Here is a 26,983-nt window from a genome sequence, read left to right as displayed (position 1 = left end):
CCTCCGGCCTCGGGTGGGTGCGGGCGTTAGGCCAGTCCGCGGCGGGCGACCGCGGGTGGCCGGTGGCCGACGATGGTGGCCACCATGTCGAGCACCTGCCGCGGCCCCTTCTTCGGGCCGCCCTGGCACTGCTCGGCCGTGGGCGGCCTCACCGGCTTCGGGGGCGGCTGCGTCGACCTCCGGCCTCGGGTGTGTGTGGGAGGCGTCAGGCCAGTCCGCGGCGGGCGACCGCCGGGGGCCGGTGGCCGGCGATCGTCGCCACCATGTCGAGCACCTGACGCGTTTCGGCGACCTCGTGGACCCGGTACACCTGCGCACCCAGCCACGCCGACACCGCCGTCGTCGCCAGCGTCCCGATCACCCGTTCCTTGACCGGCTTGTCGAGCGTCTCGCCGACGAAGTCCTTGTTCGACAGGGAGACCAGGACCGGCCAGCCCGTCTCCACCATCTCGCCCAGCCTGCGCGTCGCCTCCAGGCTGTGCCGGGTGTTCTTGCCGAAGTCGTGCCCCGGATCGATGAGCACCGACTCGCGCGGCACACCCAGGGCCACGGCCCGCTCGGCGAGCCCCACCGTCACGTCGAGGATGTCCGCCATCACGTCGTCGTACGTCACCCGGTGCGGACGCGTCCGCGGCTCGGCGCCGCCTGCGTGCGTGCACACGAGGCCCTTCCCGTAACGCGCCGCGACCTCCGCGAGCTTCGGGTCGACGCCGCCCCACGCGTCGTTGAGGACGTCGGCGCCCGCCTCGCAGACCGCCTCGCCGACGTCGTGCCGCCAGGTGTCGACACTGATCACGACGTCCGGGAAACGGCGGCGCACCTCGGCGACGAAGCCGACCGTGCGGCGCGCCTCCTCCTGCGCGCTCACCTCAGCCCCCGGACCCGCCTTGACCCCGCCGATGTCGATGATCGCGGCGCCCTCCGCCACGGCCTGTTCGACGCGGGTGAGGGCCGGCTCGTCCTGGAAGGTCGAACCCTGGTCGTAGAACGAGTCGGGGGTCCGGTTCACGATCGCCATGATCACCGGCTCGTGTGCGCCGAACTCGCGCGGGCCAAGCCTGAGCATCCCCTGTGACTCTCCTTGCGGCTGTACGTGAAACCTGGTCGACCGGTCGCCTGCGACCTTAACTGTCACACCCGCATGGCACGATCGGAGCAGACAGTTTCCGGACCGGGAATCGGGACCGGATCCGGGCTTCGAGCCAGGGGACAGCGAAGATGGTCATGTTCTTGTTTCTGGTCGTCGCGCTCGTCGTGGTCGTCGGCGCGGTGACCCTCGCCGTGCTCGGCGGCGGCGAGAGCGGGACACTCCCGGAGGCGCCGGCCGAGCAGTTCGCCGACCCGCTGCCCCAGGACCGGCCCGTCGGCCGCGCCGACATCGAGGCCCTGCGACTGCCCGTCGCGCTGCGCGGCTACCGCATGGCGGAGGTGGACGACGCCCTCGGGCGGCTCGGCGCCGAGCTCGCCGAGCGGGACCGGCGGATCGCCGACCTGGAGACCGCCCTGTCAGGCGCGCGGGCGCAGCCCCGCCACGAGGGACATCACGAAGGACCTCACGAAGGACTTCACGAAGGACCTCACGAAAGACATCACGAAGGACCCGCGTTCGGACGGCACCGCGGGGAGGAGGGCCAGTGAGCGCCGAGAGCACCGCGAGCGCCGAGAGCCCGGTGAACGACGCGAGCGCCGTGATCGCCGGTGGCGCCGTGCCCGGCCCCGACGGGGCGCTGCGCTGCCCGTGGGGCCTGTCCGCCGAGGAATACGTGGCGTACCACGACGAGGAGTGGGGCCGGCCCGTCCACGGCGACGACGCGCTGTTCGAGCGGGTCTCCCTGGAGGCGTTCCAGTCGGGCCTGTCCTGGATCACGATCCTGCGCCGCCGCGAGGGCTTCCGCGCCGCGTTCGCCGGCTTCAAGATCTCCGACGTGGCCGCGTTCACGGACACCGACCGCGAGCGGCTCCTCGCCGACCCGGGCATCATCCGCAACCGCGCCAAGATCGACGCGACCCTGGTCAACGCGCGCGTGCTCGCCGACTGGCCCGAGGGCGAGCTCGACTCCCTCATCTGGTCGCACGCCCCGGACCCGGCGGGCCGCCCCGCGCCGCGCGTCCTCGGCGACGTACCCGCGATCACGGACGAGTCGACGGCCCTGTCCAAGGCGCTCAAGAAAGAGGGCTTGCGCTTCGTCGGCCCGACCACCGCCTACGCCCTGATGCAGGCCTGCGGCCTGGTCAACGACCATCTGGTGGACTGCGTCGCCCGGGAGCGCTGAGAACGGGCCTCAGGCGCGCCCCGGGCCCCACACACGGCGACCGGCCCAGGTACTTCTCCTACTGGCCCAGATACTGCACCTCCTGGCCCAGGAACTTCACCTACCGGCCCAGGTACTTCGGCTTCTCCTTGGCGATGAACGCCTGCACCGCGATCGCGTGGTCCTCCGACGCGCCCGCCCGTGCCTGGAGTTCGTCCTCCTTGTCGAGGGACTCGTCCAGCGTGTGACCCGCCGCGAAGGCCAGCGACTCCTTCAGGGCCGCGTACGCGAGCGTCGGGCCCTCGGCCAGCGAACGCGCCAGCTTCCGCGCCTCCTCCGCCAGTTCGGCCGCGGGCACGACCCGGTTCGCGATCCCCAGCTCGTACGCCTCCTGCGCCTTCACCGAGCGCGGGAACAGCAGCAGGTCGGCGGCGCGCCCGGGGCCCACGACGCGCGGCAGCGTCCAGGAGACGCCCGAGTCGGCGGTCAGCGCGACACCCGCGAACGAGGTGTTGAAGGACGCCGAGTCCGCGACGATCCGGTAGTCGGCGGCGAGCGCGAAGCCGAAGCCGGCCCCCGCGGCCACGCCGTTGACCGCGGCCACGACGGGCTTGGGCATCTGCGTCAGGGCCCGCAGGATCGGGTTGTAGTGCTCGCGCACGGTGCTCATGGTGTTGCCGGTGCCGGCCTCACGGTCGGCCATCAGGGAGCCGACGTGTTCCTTCAGATCCTGGCCGACGCAGAACGCCCGGTCGCCGGCGGCGGTGAGCAGCACGGCCCGTACCGCACCGTCCGCCGCGGCCGCCCGCGCCGCGTCCCGGAAGGCGACCTTGGACTCCGTGTTCATCGCGTTCATCGCCTCGGGGCGGTTCAGCGTGATGGTCGCGAGCCCGTCGCTCACCTCGTAGAGAACGCTGTCGGCCATGGATCCCCTCCAACTCGTACGGCTCCGTCGTCGTCAGTGCCCAGCATGACGGAGATCACGGTCCGAGGCGGGGGCCACGCATGTGACCTGCGTCAAAGAAATACGTCCCTGAGGGGTCGTGAAGGCGGCGCAGTATCGCAGCCACATCGCCGAATTGAGTGGTTTTGCTCAAGCGGGTTGTGCAAGCGATGCGGACCGAAGTTGGTCATCGGGTCCCGCGATGCGGGATAATGGCCAAGAAGCAATGTGTTCGATGCCGGTGACACCTGGGTTGTCGGCTGCGATGAGCTGGTTTCAGGAAGGGGAACGAGCATGGCGGCCATGAAGCCGCGGACGGGCGACGGCCCGCTCGAGGTGACCAAGGAGGGGCGGGGCATCGTCATGCGCGTTCCGCTCGAAGGCGGCGGTCGGCTTGTCGTCGAGCTGACTCCGGACGAGGCCGATGCACTCGGCGATGCCCTCAAGAAGGTCGTCGGCTGACGCGGAAGCGACCATACCTGTCGACTGCCCCGGCACCGCAAGCGGTGCCGGGGCAGTCGTATATGCGCAGGTCAGAGTAGGTTTTTTGTGGGTCCCGTAAGCGGCTGGGGCGGGCGTCAGCGCTTGACGGCGCAGAGCAGGCCGTCGCCGACCGGAAGCAGCGAGGGCACCAGGTCCTGTGCCTCCCGCACCGCCCGCAGCAGCTCCCGCATCCGCAGGACCTCCACCGGCTGGGGACCCGAATCGACCGTCCGGCCGTCCGCGAAGACACCCTCGAAACAGACGAGCCCGCCCGGTCGCAGCAGGCGCAACGATTCAGCGAGGTAGTCCAGGCACTCGGTGCGGTCGCCGTCGCAGAAGACGAGGTCGTACCCGCTGTCCGCGAGCCGCGGCAGTACGTCCAGGGCCCGTCCGGGGATGAAACGCGCCCGGTTGCTCGCGAATCCTGCGGCGCGGAACGCCTGCCGGGCGAACTGCTGCCGCTCCGGCTCCGGATCCACCGTGGTCAGGACGCCGTCGGGGCGCATGCCGTGCAGCAGATGGATTCCGGACACCCCGGTCCCCGTGCCGATCTCGGCCACCGCCTTGGCGCCCACGGTGGCGGCGAGCATCCGCAGCGCGGCGCCCGCGCCGGGTGACACCGGGCGGGTGCCGGCCTCACGGGCCCGGTCACGGGCCCAGCGCAGCGCGTCGTCCTCGGCGACAAAGGCGTCGGCGAACGCCCAGCTCGTCTGCCGGTTGCCGGTAATGGCCCTCTCCTGTCCCCGTGGTTGCCTGCGCGTGACTGTATCCGTTGGTGGCGGGAACTCGCAGATGGGACCGGGCGTTTAGGAGGGCGGGGGAAAACAGCGTTGGGAACGAGCGCGGGGGTGGCCGGTGGATCGACAGAGGAAACGGGGCGCCGGACGCCCCGTGGCAAATCTCGGTAAAAGCGCTTATCCGGAGCTAACGGGCGAGGTGGCTATGGTAGGGGCTCCGCTGGACACCACCAGAGCCGACAGGGGAGGTGCGGCTGCGCCTGTGGATCGGGGAGGAGTGCTACGGCGCTTTCTCAGGTCGGCGGGTGAGCCGAAATCCGTGACCGACACCGCTGACCATTCCTACGCCACTCGCTCCGCGCAGACCGCGACCTTTGCCGCAGATGCGGACTCACAGGCGTGGACTCCCCCGACCTGGGAGGAGATCGTCAGCACGCACAGTGGCCGGGTCTACCGGCTCGCCTACCGACTGACGGGCAACCAGCACGACGCCGAAGACCTCACTCAGGAAGTCTTCGTCCGCGTCTTCCGCTCGCTGTCGACGTACACGCCCGGCACCTTCGAGGGCTGGCTGCACCGCATCACCACGAACCTCTTCCTCGACATGGTGCGCCGCAAGCAGCGCATCCGCTTCGACGCCCTCGGGGACGACGCGGCGGAGCGCCTGCCCAGCCGCGAGCCGTCGCCGCAGCAGGTCTTCCACGACACGCACTTCGACGCGGACGTCCAGCAGGCGCTCGACACCCTCGCCCCCGAATTCCGCGCCGCCGTCGTCCTCTGCGACATCGAGGGCCTCAGCTACGAGGAGATCGCCGCGACCCTGGGCGTCAAGCTCGGCACGGTCCGCAGCCGGATCCACCGTGGCCGCTCCCAGTTGCGCAAGGCCCTGCAGCACCGGTCGCCCGAAGCCCGCGCCGAGCGTCGCTCGCTCGCGGCCACGGGCGTTCCGGCGCTCGGAGGAGGGGGCGCGACCGCGTGAGTGGATCACGTCCGGACCCCGCCGGGCGGCACCTGTCCGAGCATCACCTCGGAGACCGGCTCGCCGCCCTCGTCGACGGTGAGCTGGGGCATGACGCCCGTGAGCGGGGACTCGCCCATCTCGCCACCTGCCCGAAGTGCAAGGCCGAGGCCGACGCACAGCGGCGCCTGAAGAGTGTCTTCGCCGACTCGGCACCGCCGCCCCCCACGGAGAGCTTCCTGGCCCGCCTCCAGGGACTCCCCGGGGGAGGTGACGACAGAGACGGCGGTGGCACCCCGTTCGGCGGGGGAGGACTCGGCGGCAGAGGCTTCGGGAACGGGGTCTTCGGAGTAGACCCCGAGCCCTTCGGCTACGCCCCGTCGCGCGCCCACGAAGCGATGCTCCCCAGCGCGCCCGCCGCGGAGCGCGGCTTCCGTATCCACGAGGTCGGCCGCGGCGACAGTGACCGCTCGGCCTCCCGCGGGCGCCGTTTCGCGTTCGCCGCGGCCGGCGCGGTGTCGCTGGCCGCGATCGCGCTCGGCGGAGTCTCCACGGGTGTTCCCGCCGACACGGGCGGTGACGGCCGCGGTGCCGGCTCCGGCAGCAACGCGACACCACTGCGTAGCCAGAGCACCGGCGTCGCCACGTCGGCCGAGGCCCAGCGCCGCCGGAACGTCTCGCCGATGCTCGGCCGACGCACGGGCACCCCGCTGAACGCGCCGGTCGCCGCCATGGGCTCGGGGGCGCCCCTGCTGTCCGGAGCGGCCACGGAGCCGGGCGCGCAGAGCGCCGTGTACCCGCTGGCGACTCCGCTGCTGCGCGGCACGGCGACGCTCTCTCCGCTGATACGCCCCGCCGCATCCGTCCCCGCGTTGCCGCTTCCCGGCGCCAATACGACTTTCGGCCCCGGTGCCGGAAGCCCCGGGTCCAGCGTCGCGGCGGCTCCGGCGACACCGCAGTCGGGAGCGCCCAGGGCTTCCGCCCGCTGACTTGCTGACCTGCTGACCTGCTGACTTGTTCGCTGGGCGGCGGCCTGGGGTGTCGGCCGGGTGGCTTGGGCGCCGCGTGCTGCGTGCTGTGTGTGGGGGCTCTGCCGGCTGATGGGCCCCATGCCCTCTGCCCTGTGCTCTTTGTGTGTGGAGGCGTGACCTGCTCTCTGCGTCGGCGGGGCGGGCGTCGGCTGACCTCCGCTCTGTGTGCCCGGGGCTTCCGTCGGGCTGGACTGCCCTCTGCGCGCCGGTCCGTGAACCTGGTTGAATCCTGGGTGAGCGGCCGCGCCGTCCGGATGATCCCGGGGCGCGACGCCGACGGGCGAGCCGAACGGGGCGATCGCCGAGAGGCTGCCCGCGGGTCGTTGCCGCGGGCCAGGTGTGGGGAGAGCGGCGGGACATGGACGAGGGGAAGCCCACAAAGGCGAAGTGGTGGAGCCGCCCCCGCCCCGACGGGGGCGCTCCGCGCGGTGACGGGGAATTCGGGGCGGGCGACGACGCCGGGTCGGCGGCGCGCGACGAGCCGTCGAGCGATCCGCGCGGTGACGGAGGCTTCGAGGCGCGTGATGACGCGGGCCATGGCGCGCGCGCCGGGCTGCGCGACGCATCGCGGGATGAACCGCGCGAGCCGCGTGATGACGGGGACTTCGAATTGGCTGAGCCCGAGCCTGCGTCGGCTTCGGCTTCGGCTTCGGCGTTTGTGTCCGCGTCTGCGGCCGGTGCGGATGGTGTCGTCGCGCCTGAAGTGGTTGCCGACGGGGCGGTGGCGGGGGCCGTTGAGCCCGTTGCTGATGCCGCGTCGGGGGAGCGGGCGGCCGTTGCCGGTGGTGAGCCCGTGAGCGTTGCGCACGTCGCCCCCGTCGCTCCGGAGCGGCCGCGGCCCATCCATGACCCTGACCCCTACGGCACACCGCCGTACGGTGAGCCCGGCCCCTGGGCGCCCGCGCCGCCGGTCCAGCATCCGGCCGCCGCGACTCCCGCGCAGGGCACCGCCATGCCGTCCGCGGCCCACGGCACGCCGCTGCCACCGCCGTACGCCGGTAGTCCCATACCGCCGGTCGGCCCGTACCCCATGGCGAGCCACCCGCAGCCCGCGCCTCAACCCCAGCCCCAGACCCAGCCCCAGACCCAGCCCCAGACCCTTCCGGGTCCGCACCTGGCAGGGAGTGCCGAAGCTCACGGAACGTCGCACCCCGGGGCCGGGGCCGGGGCCGAGGCGGGTCCTGGTGGCAACCCGTTCAACCCGCCCCCGCCCGGAGGGCCCTGGCAGCGGTACGACCCCTGGGCAGCGCCCGCGCCCCGTCGGCGGGACGGGAACAAGCGGGGGCGTCGGCTGCTCGTCGTCTGGACCGTCGTGGTCGCCCTCGTCGCCGGCGGGATCGGCGGGCTCGTCGGCACGTACCTCGAACGTGACGGTGCGTCCGCCGACGTGGAACTGCCGCAGGCCGGCCCCGAGTCGACGAAGCGTGCCCCCGGCAGCGTGGCCGGAATCGCCGCCCGCGCCCTGCCGAGCGTCGTCACGATCCACGTCAGCGGTTCCGACGCCCAGGGCACCGGAACCGGCTTCGTCCTCGACGCCAAGGGCCACATCCTCACCAACAACCACGTCGTCGAACCGGCCGGCAGCAACGGCGCCATAACGGTCACGTTCAGCGGAGGCCAGACCGCCAAGGCGGAGGTGATCGGCCGCGACTCCGGTTACGACCTCGCGGTCGTCAAGGTCACCGGCGTGCGGGGCCTCAGGCCCCTCGCCCTCGGCAACTCGGAGAACGTGCAGGTCGGCGACCCCGTCGTGGCCATCGGCGCCCCCTTCGACCTGGCCAACACCGTGACCTCCGGCATCATCAGCGCCAAGGAGCGGCCCATCACGGCCGGCGGCGAGAAGGGTGACGGCAGCGACATCAGCTACGTCGACGCGCTTCAGACCGACGCACCCATAAACCCGGGCAACTCGGGCGGACCGCTGGTCGATTCGAAGGCTCGCGTCATCGGCATCAACAGCGCGATCCGGTCCGCCGACAGCGGTTCGGACCTGGAGGGCGCTCAGGCCGGTTCGATCGGCCTCGGCTTTGCCATCCCGGTCAACCAGGCCAAGCGCGTGGCCGAGGAGCTGATCAACACCGGCCGGGCCACCCACCCGGTGATCGGCGTCACACTCGACATGGGCTACTCGGGTGACGGGGCGCGTGTCGCCGCGAAGGGCGGCAACGGCGGCTCCCCGGTGAATCCGGGCGGCCCGGGCGACAAGGCTGGGATCAAGGCCCGCGACATCGTCACCGCCGTCGACGGCGTGCCGGTCCACTCCGCCGAGGAACTCATCGTCAGGATCCGGGCCCACCGGCCCGACGACCGCCTGGCCCTGACGGTGGAACGGGGCGGCAAGGAGCGCGAGGTGACCCTCGTCCTCGGCTCCGCGGACGGCAGCTGACCGTACAGAACCGCTGCCCGTCAGGGCCCGCCGCGACCTTCGGCGGGCCCTGACGCGGCTCAGGCGGGGCCCTGGCGGGGCGCTGACGGGACTCTGGCGGGGCCCGTATGGCAAGCGCTTGCGCGACAGGTGATCCGAGACGTAGCCCAGTGGCTACCGGACGGACAGCATCGCCGGGTACCGTGGACCCGGTCCGGAACCCGGAAGACCTGCCACAGAGATCAGCTGCGGGCCTGAGGACACGCTAGGAGCGCAAGGTGTTCAACGACATAGGCCTGCCCGAGCTGCTGACGCTCGTCGTCCTCGGTGTGCTCGTCTTCGGCCCGGACAAGCTGCCGAAGGTCATCCAGGACGTGACGCGCACGATCCGGAAGATCCGGGAGTTCTCGGACAGTGCGAAGCGGGACATCCGTGAGGAACTGGGTCCGGAGTTCAAGGACTTCGAGTTCGAGGACCTGAACCCGAAGAACTTCATCCGCAAGCAGCTGGACAACGACGAGCTCGGGCTCAAGGAGATCCGTAACGGCTTCGACCTGAAGAAGGAGATGGCCGAGGTCACGGAGGCCGTGCAGAGCACGGACGAGTCGTCGTCCGCGGCGTCCGGGTCGGCTCCCGCCAAGATCGACATGCAGAAGAGGCCCGAGAAGCCGGCGGCCGACGACCACCCGCCGTTCGACTCCGACGCGACCTGACGGCTTCGCGGATTGACCACTTCGCGGTCTGACTACTGCCCAGCTCCCTGAACCCTCAACCGTCAACCCCCGCCGGACGGCGACCCGCCTGGGAGACGTGCGGGAAGGGCGGGTCCGGTGGGCGGGTGTGGCATCCTGCCTTGTTGTTGCGCGGATCGGCGGCGCGGACGCCCGAGGGGGGCGGGCCGTCACGGTCCGACTGGAGCGAGGAGGCGGCCGGGTACATGGAGACGACGAGTCGGGTAGGCGCGCAGGCGCCCGTGACGGACGGGGCCTCCGAGGTCCCCACAACCCGGCGCACGGTCGACGGCTACCTGCTGGCGCCCTTCCCGTGGTACGGCCTCGACGAGGCGTTCACGGGGCCGCGTTGGCTGACGCAGGTCGGTACCTCGGCGGACGGCGCTGTGGAGCACGGTTCCATCGGGCACGGCGACGGGCCCATCGTGCGCAGCGAAGGGCGCGGGGCGAAGGACGACAAGGAGCGGTTCACGGTCGTCGTGACCGTGGCGGCCAGCCCCGTGCGGCGCAGCGCCGACGGTACGGGTGTCCTGGAGGCGACGTCGGTCTCGTCCGCCGCCTGGCTCGCCGGGGTCGGCCTGCTCACGGTCACCTGGCCCGCGCAGATGGACCACACCCTGCGCGAGAACTGGCTGGACCAGCAGACCGAGACGGCGTGGACCCTCGCGGACGACCTCGACGGCGAGGACTGGACGAGCCTGTCCCTGCCGGTGGACGGCGTCCCGACGCCGTTCCACTACCGCGAGTCGGAGTTCGGCTGGGTGCTCGCCGGATCGACGCAGGAGGGTGTGCACCTGGGGGCGTACGGGCGCGGGATGAGCGCGTACGGGCTCGGATTCTCGATGATCAAGGACATCGGCGCGTACGCGTAGCCCACGGGGGGCGGGAATCGGGTGCGGGCCTGAGTGGTGTTTTTGCGCAGTTCCCCGCGCCCCTTATTTGGGGGTTGTCGGGGCGCGGGACTTGGCTGCGGGCCGTGTCGGGCTGGTCGCGCAGTTCCCCGCGCCCCTTTCGGGGCGGGAGTTTGCTGCGGGCCGGTTCGTGGCTGGGTGCGCAGTTCCCCGCGCCCCTGGCGGGGCGCTCTGTCTCACGGAGCGAGAGACCTCGGTAGGCCTCAGAACTTGTTGCGCGGCGTGATGCCCAGGGACATGCCCGACAGGCCGCGCTGGCGGCCGCCGAGCTTGCCGGCGATGGCGCGCAGCGCCGCGCCCGCGGGGGAGTCGGGGTCGGTCAGGACCACCGGCTTGCCCTCGTCGCCGCCCTCGCGCAGGCGGACGTCGATCGGGATCGAGCCGAGGACCGGGACGGTCGCGCCGGTCGCCCGCGTGAGGCCCTCGGCGACGCGCTCGCCGCCGCCCGTGCCGAACACGTCGACCATCTCGTCGCAGTGCGGGCACGGCAGGCCCGCCATGTTCTCGACGACGCCCACGATCTTCTGGTGGGTCTGTACGGCGATGGAACCGGCCCGCTCGGCGACCTCGGCCGCCGCCTGCTGGGGCGTCGTCACGACGAGGATCTCCGCGTTCGGGACGAGCTGCGCGATGGAGATCGCGATGTCGCCCGTGCCCGGCGGCAGGTCGAGGAGCAGGACGTCCAGGTCGCCCCAGAACACGTCGGCGAGGAACTGCTGGAGCGCGCGGTGCAGCATCGGGCCGCGCCACACGACCGGCGCGTTGCCCGGCGTGAACATGCCGATCGAGATGACCTTCACGCCGTTCGCCGACGGCGGCATGATCATGTTCTCGACCTGCGTGGGCCGGCCGTCGGCGCCCAGCATGCGCGGGACGCTGTGGCCGTAGATGTCGGCGTCGACGACGCCGACCTTCAGTCCGTCGGCGGCCATCGCGGCCGCCAGGTTCACCGTCACCGAGGACTTGCCGACGCCGCCCTTGCCGGACGCCACCGCGTACACGCGGGTCAGCGAGCCGGGCTTGGCGAAGGGCACCTCGCGCTCGGCCGTGCCGCCGCGCAGCGCCGCGGCCAGCTCCTTGCGCTGCTCGTCGCCCATCACGTCCAGCGTGACGTCGACGCGCGTGACGCCCTCGACGGCCGCGACCGCGTCGGTCACGCGCTTCGTGATGGTCTCGCGCATGGGGCAGCCGGAGACAGTGAGGTACACGGTGACCGCGACCGCGCCATCCGCCCCGATCTCCACCGATTTGACCATCCCCAGCTCGGTGATGGGTCGTCCGATCTCGGGGTCGTTCACCGTCGCCAGTGCTTCGCGCACCGCGTCTTCCGTAGCCATACGCCGATAGTACGGCGCGGTAACCGTGGTCCGGAAAGCCCTGTCAGCGGTCGTCTATGTCACGTCCGTGGCCGGAGTCCGGGGAGGAGCGGACGGAGGAGTGCGTGGGGAAGGTGACGCGGTGGTCCTCCAGCTCTTTCAGCAGGTCCTGGAGCTCCGAGCGGATCCAGTCGCGGGTGGCGACCTCGCCGAGGCCGATCCGCAGGGCGGCGACCTCGCGGCTGAGATATTCGGTGTCGGCGATCGAGCGCTCGTTCTGCTTGCGGTCCTGTTCGAGGTTGACCTTGTCCCGGTCGTCCTGCCGGTTCTGCGCGAGCAGGATGAGCGGAGCGGCGTACGAGGCCTGGAGGGAGAGCATCAAGGTCAGGAAGATGAACGGGTACTGGTCGAAGCGCAGGTGCACGGGCGCGGAGACGTTCCACACCACCCACGCGATGATGATCACCGTCATCCAGACGATGAACCGGCCCGTCCCCAGGAACCGGGCGATCCGCTCCGACAGGCGCCCGAAGGCCTCCGGGTCGTATTCGGGCAGCAGTTTGCGGCGCGGGGGGCGCGGCAGGTCGAGCCGGAAGCGCGGCGGCCGCGGCGGCTCGGGGCGGCCGTCCCGCTCGCGCTCACCCGGCGCCATGGGCCACCTCCCCGTTCGCGAGGTGGAACTCCTGCTCGCGCCAGTCCTCCGGCAGCATGTGGTCGAGGACGTCGTCCACGGTGACCGCCCCGAGCAGCGAACCGCTCTCGTCGACCACGGGCGCCGCCACCATGTCGTACGTGGCGAAGAACCCGGCGACCACGGGCAGCGCCGCGTCCGGGGCCAGGGGCTGCAGAGCGTCGTCGAGCATGGACGAGACGAGGGTGTACGGGGGGTCGCGCAGCAGCCGCTGGAAGTGCACGGTGCCGAGGTACTTGCCGGTGGGCGTCTCGTCCGGCGGCCGGCACACGTACACCTGTGCGGCGAGCGAGGGGGAGAGGTCGGGGTTACGGACCCGGGCCAGCGCGTCGGCGACGGTCGCGTCGGGCCGCAGCACGATCGGCTCGGTCGTCATCAGACCGCCCGCGGTCTTGTCCTCGTACGCCATCAGGCGCCGCACGTCGGCCGCGTCCGAGGGCTGCATCAGCGCGAGCAGGCGCTCCTTGTCGTCCTCGGGCAGCTCGCCTAGCAGGTCGGCGGCGTCGTCCGGGTCCATCTCCTCCAGGACGTCGGCCGCGCGCTCCTCCTTGAGCTTGCCGAGGATCTCGATCTGGTCGTCCTCGGGGAGCTCTTCGAGGACGTCCGCGAGCCGCTCGTTCGTGAGGGCGGACGCGACCTCCGCGCGGCGCTTGGACGAGAGGTGGTGCAGGACGTTGGCGAGGTCGGCCGGGCGCAGCTGCTCGAACGTGGCGAGCAGGTTCTCGGCGCCCTGCCCGTGCTCCTCCAGCGAGAACCCGTCGACGGCCGACCACTCGACGGTCAGCGTCTCGCCCTTGGCGCGGCGGAAGGTGCCACCCGGCTTGCCCCTGCGGACGAACACGCGGTCGATCTCCCAGTCCCGGCGGGCCGGCAACTGCTGGATGGAGACGTCCAGGACCGTCACTTCCTCGTCGGACCCGACGAGTCGCACGCGCCGGTCGAGCATCTCGCCGAGGACGAGCCGTTCGGTGGGCCGCTGTTCGAAGCGCCGCACGTTCAGGACGCCGGTGGTGATGACCTGGCCGGACTCGATGCCGGTCACGCGCGTCATGGGCAGGAAGATCCGGCGCCGAGTGGACAGTTCGACGACGAGGCCGAGCAGCCGGGGCGGGCGGCGGCTGACGCGGAGCATGGCGACGAGATCGCGCACACGGCCCACCATGTCGCCGTTGGGGTCGAAGACGGCGATGCCGGCGAGATGCGAGACGAAGATCCGGGGGGCGCCTGCCGCCATGCGCCGCGCCTCCTTTACATCCGCATTCGTCCTGAAGGTGTGTTTCAGGCTAGCCCGTCCTGGTCGCGTGCGCCTTTGCGCTGCGTCCGGACGGACTGGCTCCGTTCCGCCCCGGCGGCCCGGGTACGCTGCCGTTCTGCCGCCGAGCAAGCCGTCGTACGAGAGGTAGCGCGCGCCGTGACCGTACTTCCCCTGGCCCGCCGCCGAACCCGTGGAATCGCCCTGGTGGGACTGATGTGTGTCGGGCTCTCGGCGTGCGGCGGTGGCGAGGATCCGGACGCGGGCACGAACGGCCTCGGCAAGCTGACCGCCCCGAAGATCCAGAGCCGCACCGTCAAGGCCGCGCAGGGCGCCAAGGCCGTCCGGCTCTCCGGCACGGTGGTCAGCAACGGGCACTCGTACAAGATCGACATGCGGCTCAAGGACGAGGGCGGCACGGGGTCCGTGACCACGGCGGGCCGCACCTTCCAGCTGCTGCGGGTCAGCGAACACCTGTTCCTGAAGGCCGACGCGGGCTTCTGGACGCACCAGGACGCCAAGGGCTCGGGCGCCACGTCGCAGGCGGGCACGGCGGCCGCCGCGGACAAGCTCGACGGCAAGTACGTCAAGGTGCCGGTGGGCGACCCGGCCTACAAACGTCTGAGCGGCTTCACCGTCAAGGGCGCGCTCCTGGACGGCCTGCTCACGCTGCACGGCAAGGTGGCGAAGGGTGACCGGGGCTCCGCGGGCGGGCTGCGCACGGTCGAACTCACCGGCGACAAGGGGGCCGGCGGCACGCTCGACGTCTCCCTCGAAGGCAGCCCGTACCCGTTGCGCCTGGAGCGCGCGGGCGGCGCGGGCACGCTCCAACTCAGCGACTGGGGCAAGGACTTCACGCTCCGCGAACCGGCGGGATCCGAGACGGTGGACTACGGGGCGCAGCTGCCGGAGTCTTGAGGGGCCTTGAGCGGGGTCTTGAGGGGGTGTTGAAAGGGGGCGGCCCCTTTCGATCCCCGGGCGGGCTTGCGGTGGGCTCGGCAACGCCGGTCAGCGCCGTCGCGGCCGGGCGCCGTGGCGGCGGGGAGAAGAGTGAGGGGGCTGCGCCCCCTCGCCCCCCTTGCTCATGGCCGGGGTGGGGTGGGAGAGGCTGGGTCCCCTCGCTCCATGAGGGCTGTACTGGTTCGGCCCCGCGTCCGCAATGACAGGGGGTCGCCCCCGGCCTACTTCCGGCGGCGCTTGCCGCGCAGCAGCAGCCGGGGCAGGGCCGCCGGGGCCTCGCGGCGGGTGGTGGCCGGGGTCGGGAGCGGCGCGGCCGCCGCCGACTCCGACGACGACGCCACCATGGCCCCCGTCGGCTCCAGGCGGAGCACCCGGCACTCGGTCGCCCAGCGCTCCGGCATCGCCTCGCCGTCCGGCGCGTTCAGGCGCTTGCCCTTCAGCTCGGCGACCGCCGCCTCCCACGCGTCGGAGTGCGGCGCGAGTTCGGCGACCGTGGCCGTCCAGCCCACGATGCGCCCGCCCTTGTCCTTGCTGCGCACTGTGACGGTCGCCGCCCCGCCGTCCGTGAGTCCGGGCAGCGGCTGCTCGCCGGGCCCGTCACCGACGAGGTGCGCCGCGCCCTCGTGCCACACGTGCCACAGGGCGCGCTCCGGGCCCACGGCCCCCCGTACCCAGATGAGGCCGGACTTCTTCGTGGCCTCCTCGACGAGGGCCTGGTCGAGCAGCTGTTCCGTCATGGGCGCAAGCGTAGCCGGGCCATTCAGAGCGCTGTCGGGCCGTTCGGAGCGACCGTCGGGCCGTTCGGAGTGGCTGTCGGGCCGTTCGGAGCGACCGTCAGGCGTTCGGAGTGACCGGCCGGGCCGTTGGGAGCGACCGTCGGGCCGTTCAGGGCGGCCGTCGGGCCGGTCAGAGCCAGCCGTTCCGCTTCAGGGTGCGGTGGATCGCGAAACACGCGCCCACGGTGACGGCCAGGACCAGCGGATAGCCGAACCGCCAGTGCAGCTCCGGCATGTGCTCGAAGTTCATCCCGTACACGCCGGTCACCATCGTCGGTACGGCGATGATCGCGGCCCAGGCGGTGATCTTCCGCATGTCCTCGTTCTGCGCGACGGACGCCTGCGCGAGGTTGGCCTGGAGGATGGAGTTGAGCAGTTCGTCGAAGCCGACGACCTGCTCCTGCACGCGCGCGAGGTGGTCGGCGACGTCCCGGAAGTACTTCTGGATGTCCGGGTCGACCAGCCGCATCGGGCGCTCGCTGAGCAGCTGCATGGGCCGCTGGAGAGGTGTCACCGCCCGCTTGAACTCCAGGACTTCGCGCTTGAGCTGGTAGATCCGACCCGCGTCGGTGCCCCGCGGAGCGCCCTTGCCGGTCTGCGAGAAGACATCCGTCTCGACCTCGTCGATGTCGTCCTGCATCGCGTCGGCGACGGCGAGATAGCCGTCGACGACATGGTCCGCGATGGCGTGCAGCACGGCCGACGGGCCCTTGGCGAGCAGTTCGGGGTCGTCCTGGAGCCGGTGGCGCAGCGCCCGCAGCGAGCCCTGCCCGCCGTGCCGGACGGTGATGAAGAAGTCCCGCCCGGTGAAGCACATCACCTCGCCGGTCTCCACGACCTCGCTGGTGTCGGTGAGTTCGGCGTGCTCCACGTAGTGGATGGTCTTGAAGACGGTGAACAGGGTGTCGTCGTAGCGCTCCAGCTTCGGGCGCTGGTGGGCGTGGACGGCGTCCTCGACGGCGAGCGGGTGGAGCCCGAACTCGGCCGCGATACCGGCGAATTCGGACTCGGTCGGCTCGTGCAGGCCGATCCAGGCGAAGCCGCCGTCGCGGCGCGCCTTGAGGATGGCGCCGCCGGGCGTCAGGCAGTCGTCGTCGCGGACGCGGGCGCCGTCGCGGTAGACGGCACAGTCGACGACGGCCGTCGACGTGGACGGGTCACGGGTGGTGTCGTACGGGGCGGCTGACGCGCTGACGGTCTCGCGGGTCGCGGGGCGGACGGCGGCACGCAGGTCACGGATCATCGACATGGGCAGGCTCCTTCGCGGGCGGGAGCCGCCGGTGGCCATCTGGGTCGGCGCTAACCGGAATGAGGACGTCCTGACTGCGGATCCTGGGTGCACGTCCACAAAGCGGGGAGCGCCGCACCGGCACGGTGGCGGCTTCGCTACTGATTCAGATCAGGCGGAAACGAAGTGCTCTTCCGTGGTGCGCAGACAGACTCGAGCGTGCGCGGAAAGCCGGGAATCGCGGCTCAGTGGCCGGAAGAGCGGGTGGTACTGCACGGTCGACTTCGGTCCATTGCAGCCCCACCTCCTCCAGCCGGTCCCCCGTGAGGGACGACGTCTCATCCCTCGCAGGGGACGCATGTAGGTCAGGGGCTCGAAAGCGACGCTCGGCGTGCTGCCCCTACCAGCGGCCAAGAGTATCAGCCGACTGAAGAAGCGAGCCCATCCTTTACCCGTCGGATGCGAGTTCTATGCTCGCGGCATGGGAGATGTTCTTGCTCTGGTCGAGGCCCGCCTGCGTACGGCCCTCGGTGAACCGGACGCGCGCGCCGCGGTGACGTTCCTCGGCACCGACCGCATCGAGGTGCTGCGCTTCACCGACGAGACGGACGAGAAGAACGGCGCCGTCGTCAGATACGCGACCCTCGGCATGTCCGCGGCCCCCATGGCGGACCCGACGTCCGCGCTCGCGGACCCGGTCGCGGGGCCCCGCGCGGAACTCGTCCTCTCGGTGCGCGCCGGCCGCGCCGACACCGACAAGGTGCTGCGCCCGCTCGCCGTGCTCGCCGCCTCGCCGCAGGTCGAGGGCGTCGTCGTGGCCCCGGGCGCCTCGCTCGACGTGGGCGAACCCCTGTGGCCCGGCGCCCCGTTCACCTCGGTGCTCGTCACGGCGTCCGGCGGCCTCGTCGAAGACCTGGAACTGGACGACCCGATGGATCCCGTACGGTTCCTGCCGCTCCTGCCGATGACGCAGAACGAGGCGGCGTGGAAGCGGGTGCACGGGGCCGCCGCCCTTGAGGAGAAGTGGCTGAACAGCGGAACGGACCTGCGCGATCCGCTGCGCAGGTCCGTGTCCCTGGATCAGTAGGGGCCAGTAGGGGCCGGTAGGGGTCAGTTCGCGAAGGCCGAGACGCCGTCCTCGCTCGCGTGCCGCGGCTCCAGTTCCTCGGCCTCGTGGGTGAGCGCGTTCCTGCGCACCCAGACCACCACGGCGCCGAGCACGGCCGTGACCGCGGCGACCACGAACGGGATGTGTATAGTGCTCCACTCCTCGATCTTCGGCGCCAGGAACGGGGCGGCCGCGGCGGCGAACCACCGGACGAAGTTGTAGCCGGCGGAGGCCACCGGACGCGGGGCGTCGGAGACGCCGAGGGCCAGCTCCGTGTAGACGGTGTTGTTCACGCCGATGAAGGCGCCCGACAGGATCGTGCACACGATGGCGGCGGTGTGGCTGCCGTAACCGAGGACGAGGACGTCGGCGGCGAGCAGGATCAGCGAGCCGCCGAGCACCTTGAGCGATCCGAAGCGGGCCTGCATGCGCGGGGCGACGATCACCGAGAAGAACGCGAGCAGCACACCCCAGGCGAAGAAGACACCGCCCGACTTGTACGGGGTCATGTTCAGGACGAACGGCGTGAAGGCCAGGATCGTGAAGAACGTGTAGTTGTAGAAGAAGGCCGAGACCGCGGCCGAGGCGAGCCCGCCGTGGCCGAGCGCCTTGATCGGGTCGAGGATCGAGGTCTTCTTCGCGGGCCTGGGCTGTTCCTTCAGGAACGCCGTGATGCAGAGGAAGCCGATCGCCATCAGGGCAGCGGTGCCGAAGAACGGGTAGCGCCAGCTGGCGTTGCCGAGGAGCGCGCCGACCAGCGGGCCGCAGGCCATGCCGAGGCCGAGGGCCGACTCGTACAGCAGGATGGCGGCGGCCGAGCCGCCGGCCGCGGCGCCGACGATGACGGCGAGGGCCGTCGAGACGAACAGCGCGTTGCCGAGGCCCCAGCCGGCGCGGAAGCCGACGAGCTGGCCGACGGAGCCGGAGGTGCCGGCCAGCGCGGCGAAGACCACGACGAGCGCGAGCCCGGCGAGCAGCGTCTTCTTGCCGCCGATGCGGCTGGAGACGAACCCGGTCACGAGCATCGCGACGGCGGTGATCAGGAAGTACGAGGTGAAGAGCAGGGAGACCTGGCTCGGTGTCGCCTCGAGGCCCTTGGCGATGGAGGGCAGGATCGGGTCCACGAGGCCGATGCCCATGAAGGCGACGACGGATGCCCCGGCGGTCGCCCAGACCGCCTTCGGCTGACGCAGCAGGCTGGTCGCCCCCGCGGTCGCCCCCGCGTCGAACGGGTCCCCCTCGGCGGGACCTCCTGTACTGCTGTGGCCGCCCATGCCGGCACCTCACCTTCGCACGGAAATCGTTGACGTATACATATAATAAATTAGGTCGGCTAACTAATGCAAGTTACATCTACTTTTCCCTGGTGGGGCGGTGCATCGCCACACCCTCGGACGGGTGATCAACGGGTGATCTTCCTTGACGGACCGGGAGACGGGGAGGACCGTTGGTCCTTATGAGGGGCGAACCCAGTTGCCCGAAGTGTGGTGGCCGGGTCAGGGCTCCCGGACTCTTCTCCGACTCCTGGCAGTGCGACGTGCACGGGACGGTGCATCCGTTGCAGCCCGTGATCCCGCCCAGCGTCGAGGCGCTCGGCGTCGTGGTGAACCGTGCCCAGGTGCCGGTCTGGATGCCGTGGCCGCTGCCCATCGGGTGGCTGTTCACCGGCGTGGCCTGCGCGGGCGACGACCGCACGGGCGGCAGGGCCACCGCGGTGGCGTGCTCGGGCCCGGGGCCGCTCGGCGGCATGGGGGAGATGCTGATCGTCGCGGAGGAGCTCGGCGTCGGCCTCGGTGCCCGGTACGCGGGCATCGAGGGACCCGACCCCGGCCCGTACCTGAACGTGGAGAAGCCGCCCCAGGCCAAGGTCCTCGCCGCCGGCCGGCCGACCCCGATGTGGCACGTCACCGGCACTCCGGAGGACCGCGCGGTCTTCGCGGGCGAGGCGCGCGGCCTGTGGATGTGGACGATCGTCTGGCCGGAGCAGACGGGGCTGCTCATGTACGACGAGCTGATACTGACCGACCTGCGGGACGCGGGCGCGGAGTTCGACCTGCTGCCCATCGGGGCCCTGTCACCACGCATCCTGGCGTAACGGGCCGGCGGCTCAGTCGTAAGGAGTCATCCGTCGTAAGGAGTCATTCAGGGAAACGGCGATGACGGGGATACCCGCGATCCCCGTTACCCTTGAGCGTCCCCTTCCGTTCCGCCAGAGCCTGGAGTACGCGCGTGCGCATCGATCTGCACACCCACTCCACCGCTTCCGACGGCACGGACACCCCGACGGAGCTGGTCCGTAACGCCGCCGCGGCCGGTCTGGACGTCGTCGCCCTCACGGACCACGACACGAGCCGCGGTCACGCGGAGGCCGTCGCCGCACTCCCGGCCGGACTCACGCTCATCACCGGCGCCGAACTCTCCTGCCGCCTAGACGGCGTGGGCCTGCACATGCTGGCCTACCTCTTCGACCCCGACGAGCCCGAGCTGCTGCGCGAGCGCGAACTCGTCCGGGACGACCGGGTGCCGCGCGCCCGGGGCATGGTCGCCAAGCTCAACGACCTCGGTGTGCACGTGACCTGGGAGCAGGTCGCCCGCATCGCCGGTGACGGCTCCGTCGGCCGCCCGCACGTCGCGGAGGCGCTCGTCGAGCTCGGCGTCGTCGCCACCGTCTCAGACGCCTTCACGCCCGACTGGCTCGCCGACGGCGGACGCGCGTACGTCGCCAAGCACGAGCTCGACCCCTTCGACGCGATCCGCCTGGTCAAGGCCGCCGGCGGCGTCACCGTCTTCGCGCACCCGGCGGCCGTCAAGCGCGGGCAGGTCGTGCCCGAGTCGGTGATCGCGGACCTCGCCGCCGCCGGACTCGACGGCATCGAGACCGACCACATGGACCACGACCCGGCCACGCGCGCCCGTCTGCACGGCCTCGCCGCCGACCTCGGCCTGCTCGCCACGGGCTCCTCCGACTACCACGGCAGCCGGAAGACCTGCGTACTCGGCGAGTTCACCACCGACCCCGACGTCTACGGGGAGATCACGCGCCGGGCCACCGGGGCGTTTCCCGTGCCGGGGGCGGGCGGAACCACCGCGTGACCCGGCGCCCGCCGCGATCCGGCGGGCCGCCTCTTCCATACCTCGGTGCGGGCACCCGCGCACCGCGCCCCCACGCACGTCGCGTCCCGGATGACCCCGCGGACCCCACTCTCAAGGCACCCTGTGTTTGATTTCGCCGTCTTCGGATCCCTTTTTCTCACGCTATTCGTGATTATGGACCCCCCGGGGATCACCCCGATCTTCCTCGCGCTCACCGCGGGCCGGCCCGCCAAGACCCAGAAGCGGATGGCCTTCCAGGCCGTCTGCGTCGCCTTCGGCGTCATCGCGGTCTTCGGCCTCCTCGGCCACCAGATCCTCGACTACCTGCATGTCTCCGTCCCCGCACTGATGATCGCGGGCGGACTGCTGCTCCTTCTCATCGCGCTCGACCTGCTCACCGGCAAGACTGACGAGCCGAAGCAGACCAAGGACGTCAACGTCGCGCTCGTGCCGCTCGGCATGCCGCTGCTCGCGGGCCCCGGCGCGATCGTGTCCGTCATCCTCGCCGTGCAGAAGGCGGGCAGCGTCGCCACGCAGATGTCGGTCTGGACGGCGATCGTCGCCATCCATGTCGTCCTGTGGTTCGTGATGCGCTACTCGCTGCTGATCATCCGCGTGATCAAGGACGGCGGCGTCGTCCTGGTGACGCGCCTCGCGGGCATGATGCTCTCCGCGATCGCCGTCCAGCAGATCATCAACGGCGTGACCCAGGTGATCCGGAGCTCCTGACCCTGGCGCCGCCCGCCGTAGACGCAAAAGAGCCCCCGTACGGCTTTCGTACGGGGGCTCTGAAGCGTGTTAATCGATTACGTACGGTGTATCGGGAGTCGTCTTCGCGTTACGAAGCAGGCGACTCGGCCGGGCGGATGTAGAGGCGCTGGCCGATGGAGGCCGCCTGCTGAACGATCCGGTTGACGGAGGCGGCGTCCACGACGGTGGTGTCGACGGCGATTCCGTCGACGTCGTCGAGTCGCATGATTTCGAAGCGCATATGGCTTCTCCCTTCGTCTGGTCATCCTCCTGGAGGAGAACTACTGGTGCGGGACAACAGTCTTGGCCCGCCGTACGGCCAGGCGGTTGCCTGACCGTTAAGAGTGGATTGCGTGGCTCCAGTGCCCCGCGTTCTGTAGTGGTCAACGAGTTGCCCCCAGCAAACATTCCCTACGCTAAGGAAATTTTTCGCGAGACTAATTACCCGTGGGTAGCGGGAGCGGTTGTGTTCGCAGCGTGACGGCCGGGACAATGGGTCACCTATGAACGTGAACGACGACCTGACGGCCATCCGCGCGGAGCTCGACCGTACGAACGAGCTGCTCACGCGCATGCTCGCCGAAGTGGCCAAGACGCCGTCCACCCACGCGATCTTCGTGGACGCCGGATACCTCTACGCCGCCGCCGGCCGCCTCGTCGCGGGGACCGAGGACCGCAGATCCTTCGACCTGGACGCCGAAGGGATCGTCGACGCGCTCATCGACCGGGCCCGCACGATCTTCGCGGACAGCCGGCTGCTGCGCGTGTACTGGTACGACGGCGCCCGGCGCCGCATCCACACGAACGAGCAGCAGTCCATCGCCGAACTGCCCGACGTCAAGGTCAGGCTCGGCAACCTCAACGCGAACAACCAGCAGAAGGGCGTCGACTCCCTGATCCGCACGGACCTCGAGTCCCTCGCCCGGCACCGCGCCATCAGCGACGCGGCGCTCATCGGCGGGGACGAGGACCTCGTCTCCGCGGTCGAGGCCGCACAGGGGTACGGCGCGCGCGTCCACCTGTGGGGCATCGAAGCGCCCGAAGGCCGCAACCAAGCGGAGGCGCTCCTCTGGGAGGTCGACAGCCAGCGCACGTTCGACCTGGCGTTCTTCAAGCCGTACGTGTCCCGGCGCAGCGCCGGGCCGACGTTCGAGAACGCGGGCACGACCCGACCCTCGCGCGAGGACGTGCGCTTCGTCGGCGCGCAGGTCGCCGCGAAGTGGCTGGCCGCCCGGGGTAGGGAGTCACTGGTCGACCTGCTCCCGGGCCACCCGTACCTGCCCGGTCCCGTCGACCAGGACCTCCTCGTCGAGGCGGAGGGGCTGCTGCAGTACTCGCTGCGCGGGCAGTCGGATCTGCGCCGGGCGTTGAGAGACGGCTTCTGGAGTCACCTCCAGGCCCAGTACTAGTGCTAGGGCGGCGGGGGGCCTAGATCACCGGTGGGTGCAGGTCCCAGAACGCGGCCAGGGCCGTCGCGGTCTCCTCGGGGCGGTCCGTGTTGGGGGAGTGCTCGGCGCCCGCGATGACGGTCCTGCGGGCCGAGAGACGTACGGCCATGGAGTCCAGGAGCTGCACCGGCCAGGTGTCGTCGCGCTCGCCCGACAGCACGTGCTTGGGCAGCCGGACGGCCGCCAGCTCGTCGACCAGGTCGGGCTCCGTGCACAGCTGACGGCCGGTGGCGATGAGCTGGGCCGGGCTGTTGAGCAGCCAGCGGTGCCGCAGTGCGTCCGCGTTGTCCGCGCCCGGGCTCGGGGTGTCCGTCTCCTCCGGCGCGTCCAGGGCCTGCATCGCGTCCCACACCTGCGCCATGTCGAGCACGGTGAGCGCGTCCCGCAGCAGCTTGACGCGCTCCTGCTGCGACGGCGAGATCTGCGCCGGGCCCGAGGACATCAGCGTGAGTGAGGCGAACGGGGCCGCGTCGATCAGGACGGCGGCCCGGGCGATCTGGCCACCGAGCGAATGTCCCACCAGATGCAGCGGCGTACCGTCGTCCACGGCGAGTGCCTGCGCTAGCACGTCGCGCGCCAACTCACGCTGTGCGTAAGGGGATTCGTCGTCGCGCGGCCCTCGCGACTCGTACTGGCCGCGGCCGTCTACGGCGACGGTCCGGTATCCGGCGGCGGCGAGGGGCACATGCAGGGCGATGAAGTCCTCCTTGCTGCCGGTGAACCCGGGCAGCAGGAGCGCGGTGCCGGTGTGCGCGGCGTCCCGCGGCCCGGCACTGATGGCGGCGAAGTCGCCGCGCGCGGTACTCAGCGCGTGCGCGACGGCGCCGGGAGGCGGAACGAACACGGAAGGCCGACTCATGCGACGAGGCTAACGGCAGCGTGGACGGAGGTCATTCGGAGGGGCGCTCCGTGCGGCTCGGTGGGGCGTGCGCTCCGTGAGGGGAGTGCGGGGACGCGGCGGGATGTACGTGCTCGCTGTTCTATGGGTTCCGGCGCGAGCACATGAAGCCCGAGCGCTCCCCCACGTGGCTCCGCGCGCACATCCCGCCACGTCCCCTCCCGTCGGGGCGCGGCTGCCGGCCGGTGGGGCTGTTGGGCGACTACTTGGTGATCTCGCCCGTCGTCGTCGTGCGCTCCAGGACCGAGTGGATCGCCGTGGCGGGGGTGAGAGGGGCCGAGGGCGGGCTTGGCGGGGCTGTGAGGCTGGGGATGGCGGGCCCTGGAGTGCTGGCCTTGGGGCAAGGGTGTGGCCGGAGGCCTGCGTGTGGGTGCTGGTCCTCGGTGGCGGGGCGGCCGGGGGCGAAGGTGGGCTGTGGGGCTTGGGGGCGCCGGCCGTGCATGCGAAACGGCCCGGTCCCCGCTTTCGCGGGGACCGGGCCGTTTGCCTGGTTCTGCCTCAGCTCTCCGTCGGTTCCGCGGTCTTGCGGGTGCGGCGGCGGGGCTTGGTGGCCGGGGCTTCCTCGGTGGGCGCTTCGGCGGCCGCCTTGGGGGCGGCGGCCTTGCGGGTCCGCTTCGGCTTCGTCTCCGTGGCTTCGGAGGCGGCTTCGGCGGTCGCCTTGGGGGCCGCCGCCTTGCGGGTGCGCTTCGGCTTCGTCTCGGTGATGGCCTCGGTGGCCTCGACCGTGTCGACGACCGTCGCGGCCGCCTTGCGGGTGCGCTTCGGCTTGGTCTCCGTGACGGCCTCGGCGTCGGCGGTCGCCTTGGGAGCGGCGGCCTTGCGGGTGCGCTTCGGCTTCGTCTCGGTGATGGCCTCGGTGGCCTCGACCGTGTCGACGACCGTCGCGGCCGCCTTGCGGGTGCGCTTCGGCTTCGTCTCCGTGACGGCCTCGGTCGCCTCGACGGTCTCGACGACCGCCTCGGCGGCCTTGCGGGTGCGGCGGCGCGGCCTCGGGACCGTCGCCTCGACGGTCTCCGTGACCTCCTCGGCCGTGACCTTGGGGGCGGCGGCCTTACGGGTGCGCTTCGGCTTGGTCTCCGTAGCGACCTCCGTGGCGATCTCCGTCACGGCCTCCGCCGTCGCGACGGCGGCCTCCGGACCGGCGCCCGCACGGGTGCGGCGGCGACGGCGCGGCGTACGCGGCTCGACGACCGCGGCCTCGGAGGCAGCGGATTCGGAGGGAGCGGACTCGGCCGGCGCGGGGATCGTCCGCGGCTCGTTCGCCGCCGGAGCGGCCACCGGCTCGCCGTTACGGATACGGCGGCGGCGACGCGGCGTCGTACGCGCCGGACGCGGCTCGCGCTCGCGTTCCTCGACGGGAGCCGGCGCGGACGTACGGCCACCACGGCCGCCGCGCCCGCCACGGCCACCGGTCTCGCCGAGGTCCTCGACCTCTTCGGCGGCCAGGCCGGCCCGGGTGCGCTCGGAGCGCGGAAGCACGCCCTTCGTGCCGGCCGGGATGTTCAGCTCCTCGTACAGGTGCGGAGACGACGAGTACGTCTCGACCGGGTCCGGGAACTTCAGGTCCAGCGCCTTGTTGATCAGCTGCCAGCGCGGGATGTCGTCCCAGTCGACCAGCGTGATCGCGATGCCCTTGGCGCCCGCGCGGCCGGTGCGGCCGATGCGGTGCAGGTAGGTCTTCTCGTCCTCGGGGGACTGGTAGTTGATGACGTGCGTGACGCCCTCGACGTCGATGCCGCGCGCGGCGACGTCGGTGCAGACGAGCACGTCCACCTTGCCGTTGCGGAACGCCCGCAGGGCCTGCTCGCGCGCGCCCTGGCCGAGGTCACCGTGGACCGCGCCGGAGGCGAAACCGCGCTTCTGCAGCTGGTCGGCGATGTCCGCGGCGGTCCGCTTCGTACGGCAGAAGATCATCGCGAGCCCGCGGCCGTCGGCCTGCAGGATGCGCGAGACCATCTCCGGCTTGTCCATGTTGTGCGCGCGGTAGACGTGCTGCGAGATGTTCGCGACGGTCGCGCCCTCGCCGTCGGGCGACGTGGCGCGGATGTGCGTCGGCTGCGACATGTAACGACGGGCGAGGCCGATGACGGCGCCCGGCATCGTCGCGGAGAACAGCATGGTCTGGCGCTTGGCCGGAAGCATGTTGATGATCTTCTCGACGTCGGGCAGGAAGCCCAGGTCGAGCATCTCGTCGGCCTCGTCGAGGACGAGGGACTTGACGTGCTTCAGGTCGAGCTTCTTCTGGCCGGCGAGGTCGAGCAGGCGGCCCGGGGTGCCGACGACGACGTCGATGCCCTTCTTGAGCGCCTCGACCTGCGGCTCGTAGGCACGGCCGCCGTATATGGCGAGGACGCGCACATTGCGCACCTTGCCGGCGGTCAGCAGGTCGTTCGTGACCTGCTGGCACAGCTCACGCGTGGGGACGACGACGAGCGCCTGCGGGGCGTCGGTCAGCTGCTCGGGCTTCGCCCGGCCCGCCTCGACGTCCGCGGGGACGGTGACGCGCTCGAGGAGCGGAAGCCCGAATCCGAGCGTCTTGCCGGTGCCGGTCTTGGCCTGGCCGATGACGTCGGTTCCGGAGAGCGCTACGGGGAGCGTCATCTCCTGGATGGGAAAGGGGTTGACGATGCCGACGGCCTCGAGGGCTTCGGCGGTCTCGGGCAGGATGCCCAGGTCTCGGAACGTAGAAATCTGCTGCGTAGTCAGGGTGTTGCCTCTTCTGTGAGACGCGGTGCGAGGCGAACGCGGGGGTCGTGACCGTGCCGATTGATCGCCGGTCGCCAGCGAGAGGCGGGCGGGCCGGGTGACGCGGGACCACTGCCGACGCTCGAGCGCTCGTACCGCTGAGGGATTCCCTCCTCTTGCCGTACGTCGTGTGACGTACCGCCCGGAGGGCTGTCGGGTCGGAGCCGATCGGGCCACCGACCGGGCATCCTCATTCATGAGGCCCGTCGAAAGACGTACAAACAGATACGCGAAAGTACTGTCCGTACCCGGCGGGCTCTTTACCACCATACCCCGGAATCGCGCATGTGCGATGGCCGAATTGGTC

Annotated in this window: 27 protein-coding genes; 14 read left to right on the top strand and 13 right to left on the bottom strand. The window is 71.3% G+C overall.

Going from position 1 to position 26,983, the window contains the following annotated elements; all coding sequences use genetic code 11:
- Positions 1-26: 26 nt before the first annotated feature.
- Positions 27-152: a hypothetical protein gene (locus tag EOT10_RS42705; protein ID WP_262985463.1), complete on the bottom strand. Its 126-nt coding sequence runs from the start codon at positions 150-152 to the stop codon at positions 27-29.
- A 53-nt stretch (positions 153-205) separates the two neighbouring features.
- Positions 206-1,066: a dihydropteroate synthase gene (gene folP, locus EOT10_RS34885; RefSeq protein ID WP_127832388.1), complete on the bottom strand. Its 861-nt coding sequence runs from the start codon at positions 1,064-1,066 to the stop codon at positions 206-208.
- Between the two features lie 152 nt (positions 1,067-1,218).
- On the opposite strand from folP, the gene EOT10_RS34880 reads away from it, so the two are divergent.
- Both EOT10_RS34880 and EOT10_RS34875 read left to right on the top strand, forming a co-directional pair.
- A complete protein-coding gene (locus EOT10_RS34880; RefSeq protein WP_127832387.1) occupies positions 1,219-1,638 on the top strand; it encodes a DivIVA domain-containing protein in 420 nt (139 codons plus the stop codon).
- A gap of 50 nt (positions 1,639-1,688) precedes the next feature.
- A complete protein-coding gene (locus EOT10_RS34875) occupies positions 1,689-2,273 on the top strand; it encodes a DNA-3-methyladenine glycosylase I (protein WP_127832401.1) in 585 nt (194 codons plus the stop codon).
- Between the two features lie 100 nt (positions 2,274-2,373).
- Here the strand turns inward: EOT10_RS34875 and chcB are convergent, their stop codons facing one another.
- Positions 2,374-3,177 carry a 2-cyclohexenylcarbonyl CoA isomerase gene (chcB, locus tag EOT10_RS34870; protein WP_127832386.1) on the bottom strand — a complete coding sequence of 268 codons (804 nt, stop codon included), beginning with the start codon at positions 3,175-3,177 and terminating at the stop codon, positions 2,374-2,376.
- 312 nt (positions 3,178-3,489) lie between these two features.
- Between chcB and EOT10_RS34865 the strand changes: the two genes are divergently transcribed.
- Positions 3,490-3,657 carry a DUF3117 domain-containing protein gene (locus EOT10_RS34865; protein WP_003966491.1) on the top strand — a complete coding sequence of 56 codons (168 nt, stop codon included), beginning with the start codon at positions 3,490-3,492 and terminating at the stop codon, positions 3,655-3,657.
- A 116-nt stretch (positions 3,658-3,773) separates the two neighbouring features.
- On the opposite strand, the gene EOT10_RS34860 is transcribed toward EOT10_RS34865, so the two are convergent.
- Entirely contained in the window at positions 3,774-4,472 is a 699-nt protein-coding gene (locus EOT10_RS34860; RefSeq protein WP_116510313.1) for an O-methyltransferase, read from the bottom strand.
- Positions 4,473-4,620: 148 nt separating this feature from the next.
- On the opposite strand from EOT10_RS34860, the gene sigE reads away from it, so the two are divergent.
- The 5 genes from sigE to EOT10_RS34835 all read left to right on the top strand — a co-directional run bounded on the left by sigE (position 4,621) and on the right by EOT10_RS34835 (position 10,372).
- Positions 4,621-5,394, top strand: a complete 774-nt coding sequence (gene sigE, locus EOT10_RS34855) for an RNA polymerase sigma factor SigE (protein WP_189492482.1) — start codon at positions 4,621-4,623, stop codon at positions 5,392-5,394.
- Entirely contained in the window at positions 5,391-6,362 is a 972-nt protein-coding gene (locus tag EOT10_RS34850) for a zf-HC2 domain-containing protein (RefSeq protein WP_127832384.1), read from the top strand. The genes sigE and EOT10_RS34850 overlap by 4 nt, the downstream gene beginning before the upstream one ends.
- A gap of 400 nt (positions 6,363-6,762) precedes the next feature.
- Positions 6,763-8,790, top strand: coding sequence for a trypsin-like peptidase domain-containing protein (locus EOT10_RS34845; protein WP_127832383.1), 2,028 nt, complete (start codon positions 6,763-6,765; stop codon positions 8,788-8,790).
- Positions 8,791-9,047: 257 nt separating this feature from the next.
- Positions 9,048-9,482, top strand: a complete 435-nt coding sequence (locus tag EOT10_RS34840; protein WP_127832382.1) for a sec-independent translocase — start codon at positions 9,048-9,050, stop codon at positions 9,480-9,482.
- A gap of 224 nt (positions 9,483-9,706) precedes the next feature.
- Positions 9,707-10,372, top strand: a complete 666-nt coding sequence (locus EOT10_RS34835) for a hypothetical protein (protein WP_189492465.1) — start codon at positions 9,707-9,709, stop codon at positions 10,370-10,372.
- A 242-nt stretch (positions 10,373-10,614) separates the two neighbouring features.
- On the opposite strand, the gene EOT10_RS34830 is transcribed toward EOT10_RS34835, so the two are convergent.
- From EOT10_RS34830 to EOT10_RS34820, 3 genes are read right to left on the bottom strand one after another with little or no spacing between them, the layout of a single operon-like run.
- Entirely contained in the window at positions 10,615-11,748 is a 1,134-nt protein-coding gene (locus EOT10_RS34830; protein WP_127832381.1) for an Mrp/NBP35 family ATP-binding protein, read from the bottom strand.
- A 43-nt stretch (positions 11,749-11,791) separates the two neighbouring features.
- Complete coding sequence (locus EOT10_RS34825) at positions 11,792-12,379, bottom strand: DUF1003 domain-containing protein (protein WP_127832380.1); 588 nt, start codon at positions 12,377-12,379, stop codon at positions 11,792-11,794.
- On the bottom strand, positions 12,366-13,652 hold the full coding sequence (locus EOT10_RS34820) for a magnesium transporter MgtE N-terminal domain-containing protein (RefSeq protein WP_127832379.1): 1,287 nt from the start codon (positions 13,650-13,652) through the stop codon (positions 12,366-12,368). Before EOT10_RS34820 ends, EOT10_RS34825 begins: the two co-directional genes overlap by 14 nt.
- A gap of 177 nt (positions 13,653-13,829) precedes the next feature.
- On the opposite strand from EOT10_RS34820, the gene EOT10_RS34815 reads away from it, so the two are divergent.
- The gene (locus tag EOT10_RS34815; protein WP_431313356.1) at positions 13,830-14,588 is read left to right on the top strand and encodes a hypothetical protein; all 759 of its coding nucleotides are present in this window, start codon (positions 13,830-13,832) and stop codon (positions 14,586-14,588) included.
- A gap of 263 nt (positions 14,589-14,851) precedes the next feature.
- Here EOT10_RS34815 and EOT10_RS34810 read toward each other — a convergent pair whose 3' ends face one another.
- Together EOT10_RS34810 and EOT10_RS34805 are read right to left on the bottom strand one after the other, a co-directional pair.
- Positions 14,852-15,367, bottom strand: coding sequence for a hypothetical protein (locus EOT10_RS34810; protein WP_127832378.1), 516 nt, complete (start codon positions 15,365-15,367; stop codon positions 14,852-14,854).
- A gap of 169 nt (positions 15,368-15,536) precedes the next feature.
- A complete protein-coding gene (locus EOT10_RS34805) occupies positions 15,537-16,655 on the bottom strand; it encodes a magnesium and cobalt transport protein CorA (RefSeq protein WP_127832377.1) in 1,119 nt (372 codons plus the stop codon).
- Positions 16,656-17,115: 460 nt separating this feature from the next.
- On the opposite strand from EOT10_RS34805, the gene EOT10_RS34800 reads away from it, so the two are divergent.
- Positions 17,116-17,721, top strand: a complete 606-nt coding sequence (locus EOT10_RS34800; RefSeq protein ID WP_127832376.1) for a suppressor of fused domain protein — start codon at positions 17,116-17,118, stop codon at positions 17,719-17,721.
- A 23-nt stretch (positions 17,722-17,744) separates the two neighbouring features.
- On the opposite strand, the gene EOT10_RS34795 is transcribed toward EOT10_RS34800, so the two are convergent.
- Complete coding sequence (locus EOT10_RS34795; protein ID WP_127832375.1) at positions 17,745-19,016, bottom strand: MFS transporter; 1,272 nt, start codon at positions 19,014-19,016, stop codon at positions 17,745-17,747.
- Between the two features lie 182 nt (positions 19,017-19,198).
- On the opposite strand from EOT10_RS34795, the gene EOT10_RS34790 reads away from it, so the two are divergent.
- The 3 genes from EOT10_RS34790 (at position 19,199) to EOT10_RS34780 (ending at position 21,564) form a co-directional block, all read left to right on the top strand.
- Complete coding sequence (locus EOT10_RS34790; protein ID WP_127832374.1) at positions 19,199-19,837, top strand: DUF6758 family protein; 639 nt, start codon at positions 19,199-19,201, stop codon at positions 19,835-19,837.
- A 134-nt stretch (positions 19,838-19,971) separates the two neighbouring features.
- Positions 19,972-20,835, top strand: coding sequence for a PHP domain-containing protein (locus EOT10_RS34785; RefSeq protein ID WP_127832373.1), 864 nt, complete (start codon positions 19,972-19,974; stop codon positions 20,833-20,835).
- Positions 20,836-20,958: 123 nt separating this feature from the next.
- Complete coding sequence (locus tag EOT10_RS34780; protein ID WP_127832372.1) at positions 20,959-21,564, top strand: MarC family protein; 606 nt, start codon at positions 20,959-20,961, stop codon at positions 21,562-21,564.
- Between the two features lie 109 nt (positions 21,565-21,673).
- Here EOT10_RS34780 and EOT10_RS41495 read toward each other — a convergent pair whose 3' ends face one another.
- Positions 21,674-21,826: a DUF8834 family protein gene (locus tag EOT10_RS41495; RefSeq protein ID WP_189492462.1), complete on the bottom strand. Its 153-nt coding sequence runs from the start codon at positions 21,824-21,826 to the stop codon at positions 21,674-21,676.
- 262 nt (positions 21,827-22,088) lie between these two features.
- Between EOT10_RS41495 and EOT10_RS34775 the strand changes: the two genes are divergently transcribed.
- On the top strand, positions 22,089-22,994 hold the full coding sequence (locus tag EOT10_RS34775) for an NYN domain-containing protein (protein WP_127832371.1): 906 nt from the start codon (positions 22,089-22,091) through the stop codon (positions 22,992-22,994).
- Positions 22,995-23,013: 19 nt separating this feature from the next.
- On the opposite strand, the gene EOT10_RS34770 is transcribed toward EOT10_RS34775, so the two are convergent.
- Together EOT10_RS34770 and EOT10_RS34765 are read right to left on the bottom strand one after the other, a co-directional pair.
- Positions 23,014-23,892 (bottom strand): alpha/beta fold hydrolase, encoded by an 879-nt coding sequence (locus tag EOT10_RS34770; protein WP_127832370.1) that lies wholly within the window; start codon positions 23,890-23,892, stop codon positions 23,014-23,016.
- A 537-nt stretch (positions 23,893-24,429) separates the two neighbouring features.
- The gene (locus EOT10_RS34765) at positions 24,430-26,532 is read right to left on the bottom strand and encodes a DEAD/DEAH box helicase (RefSeq protein ID WP_317617382.1); all 2,103 of its coding nucleotides are present in this window, start codon (positions 26,530-26,532) and stop codon (positions 24,430-24,432) included.
- Between the last annotated feature and the right edge of the window lie 451 nt (positions 26,533-26,983).

Source organism: Streptomyces antnestii (assembly GCF_004005495.1).
Classification (GTDB): domain Bacteria; phylum Actinomycetota; class Actinomycetes; order Streptomycetales; family Streptomycetaceae; genus Streptomyces; species Streptomyces antnestii.
Note: the sequence above shows the minus strand (reverse complement) of the source record. Positions and strands in the feature narration are given on the sequence as shown.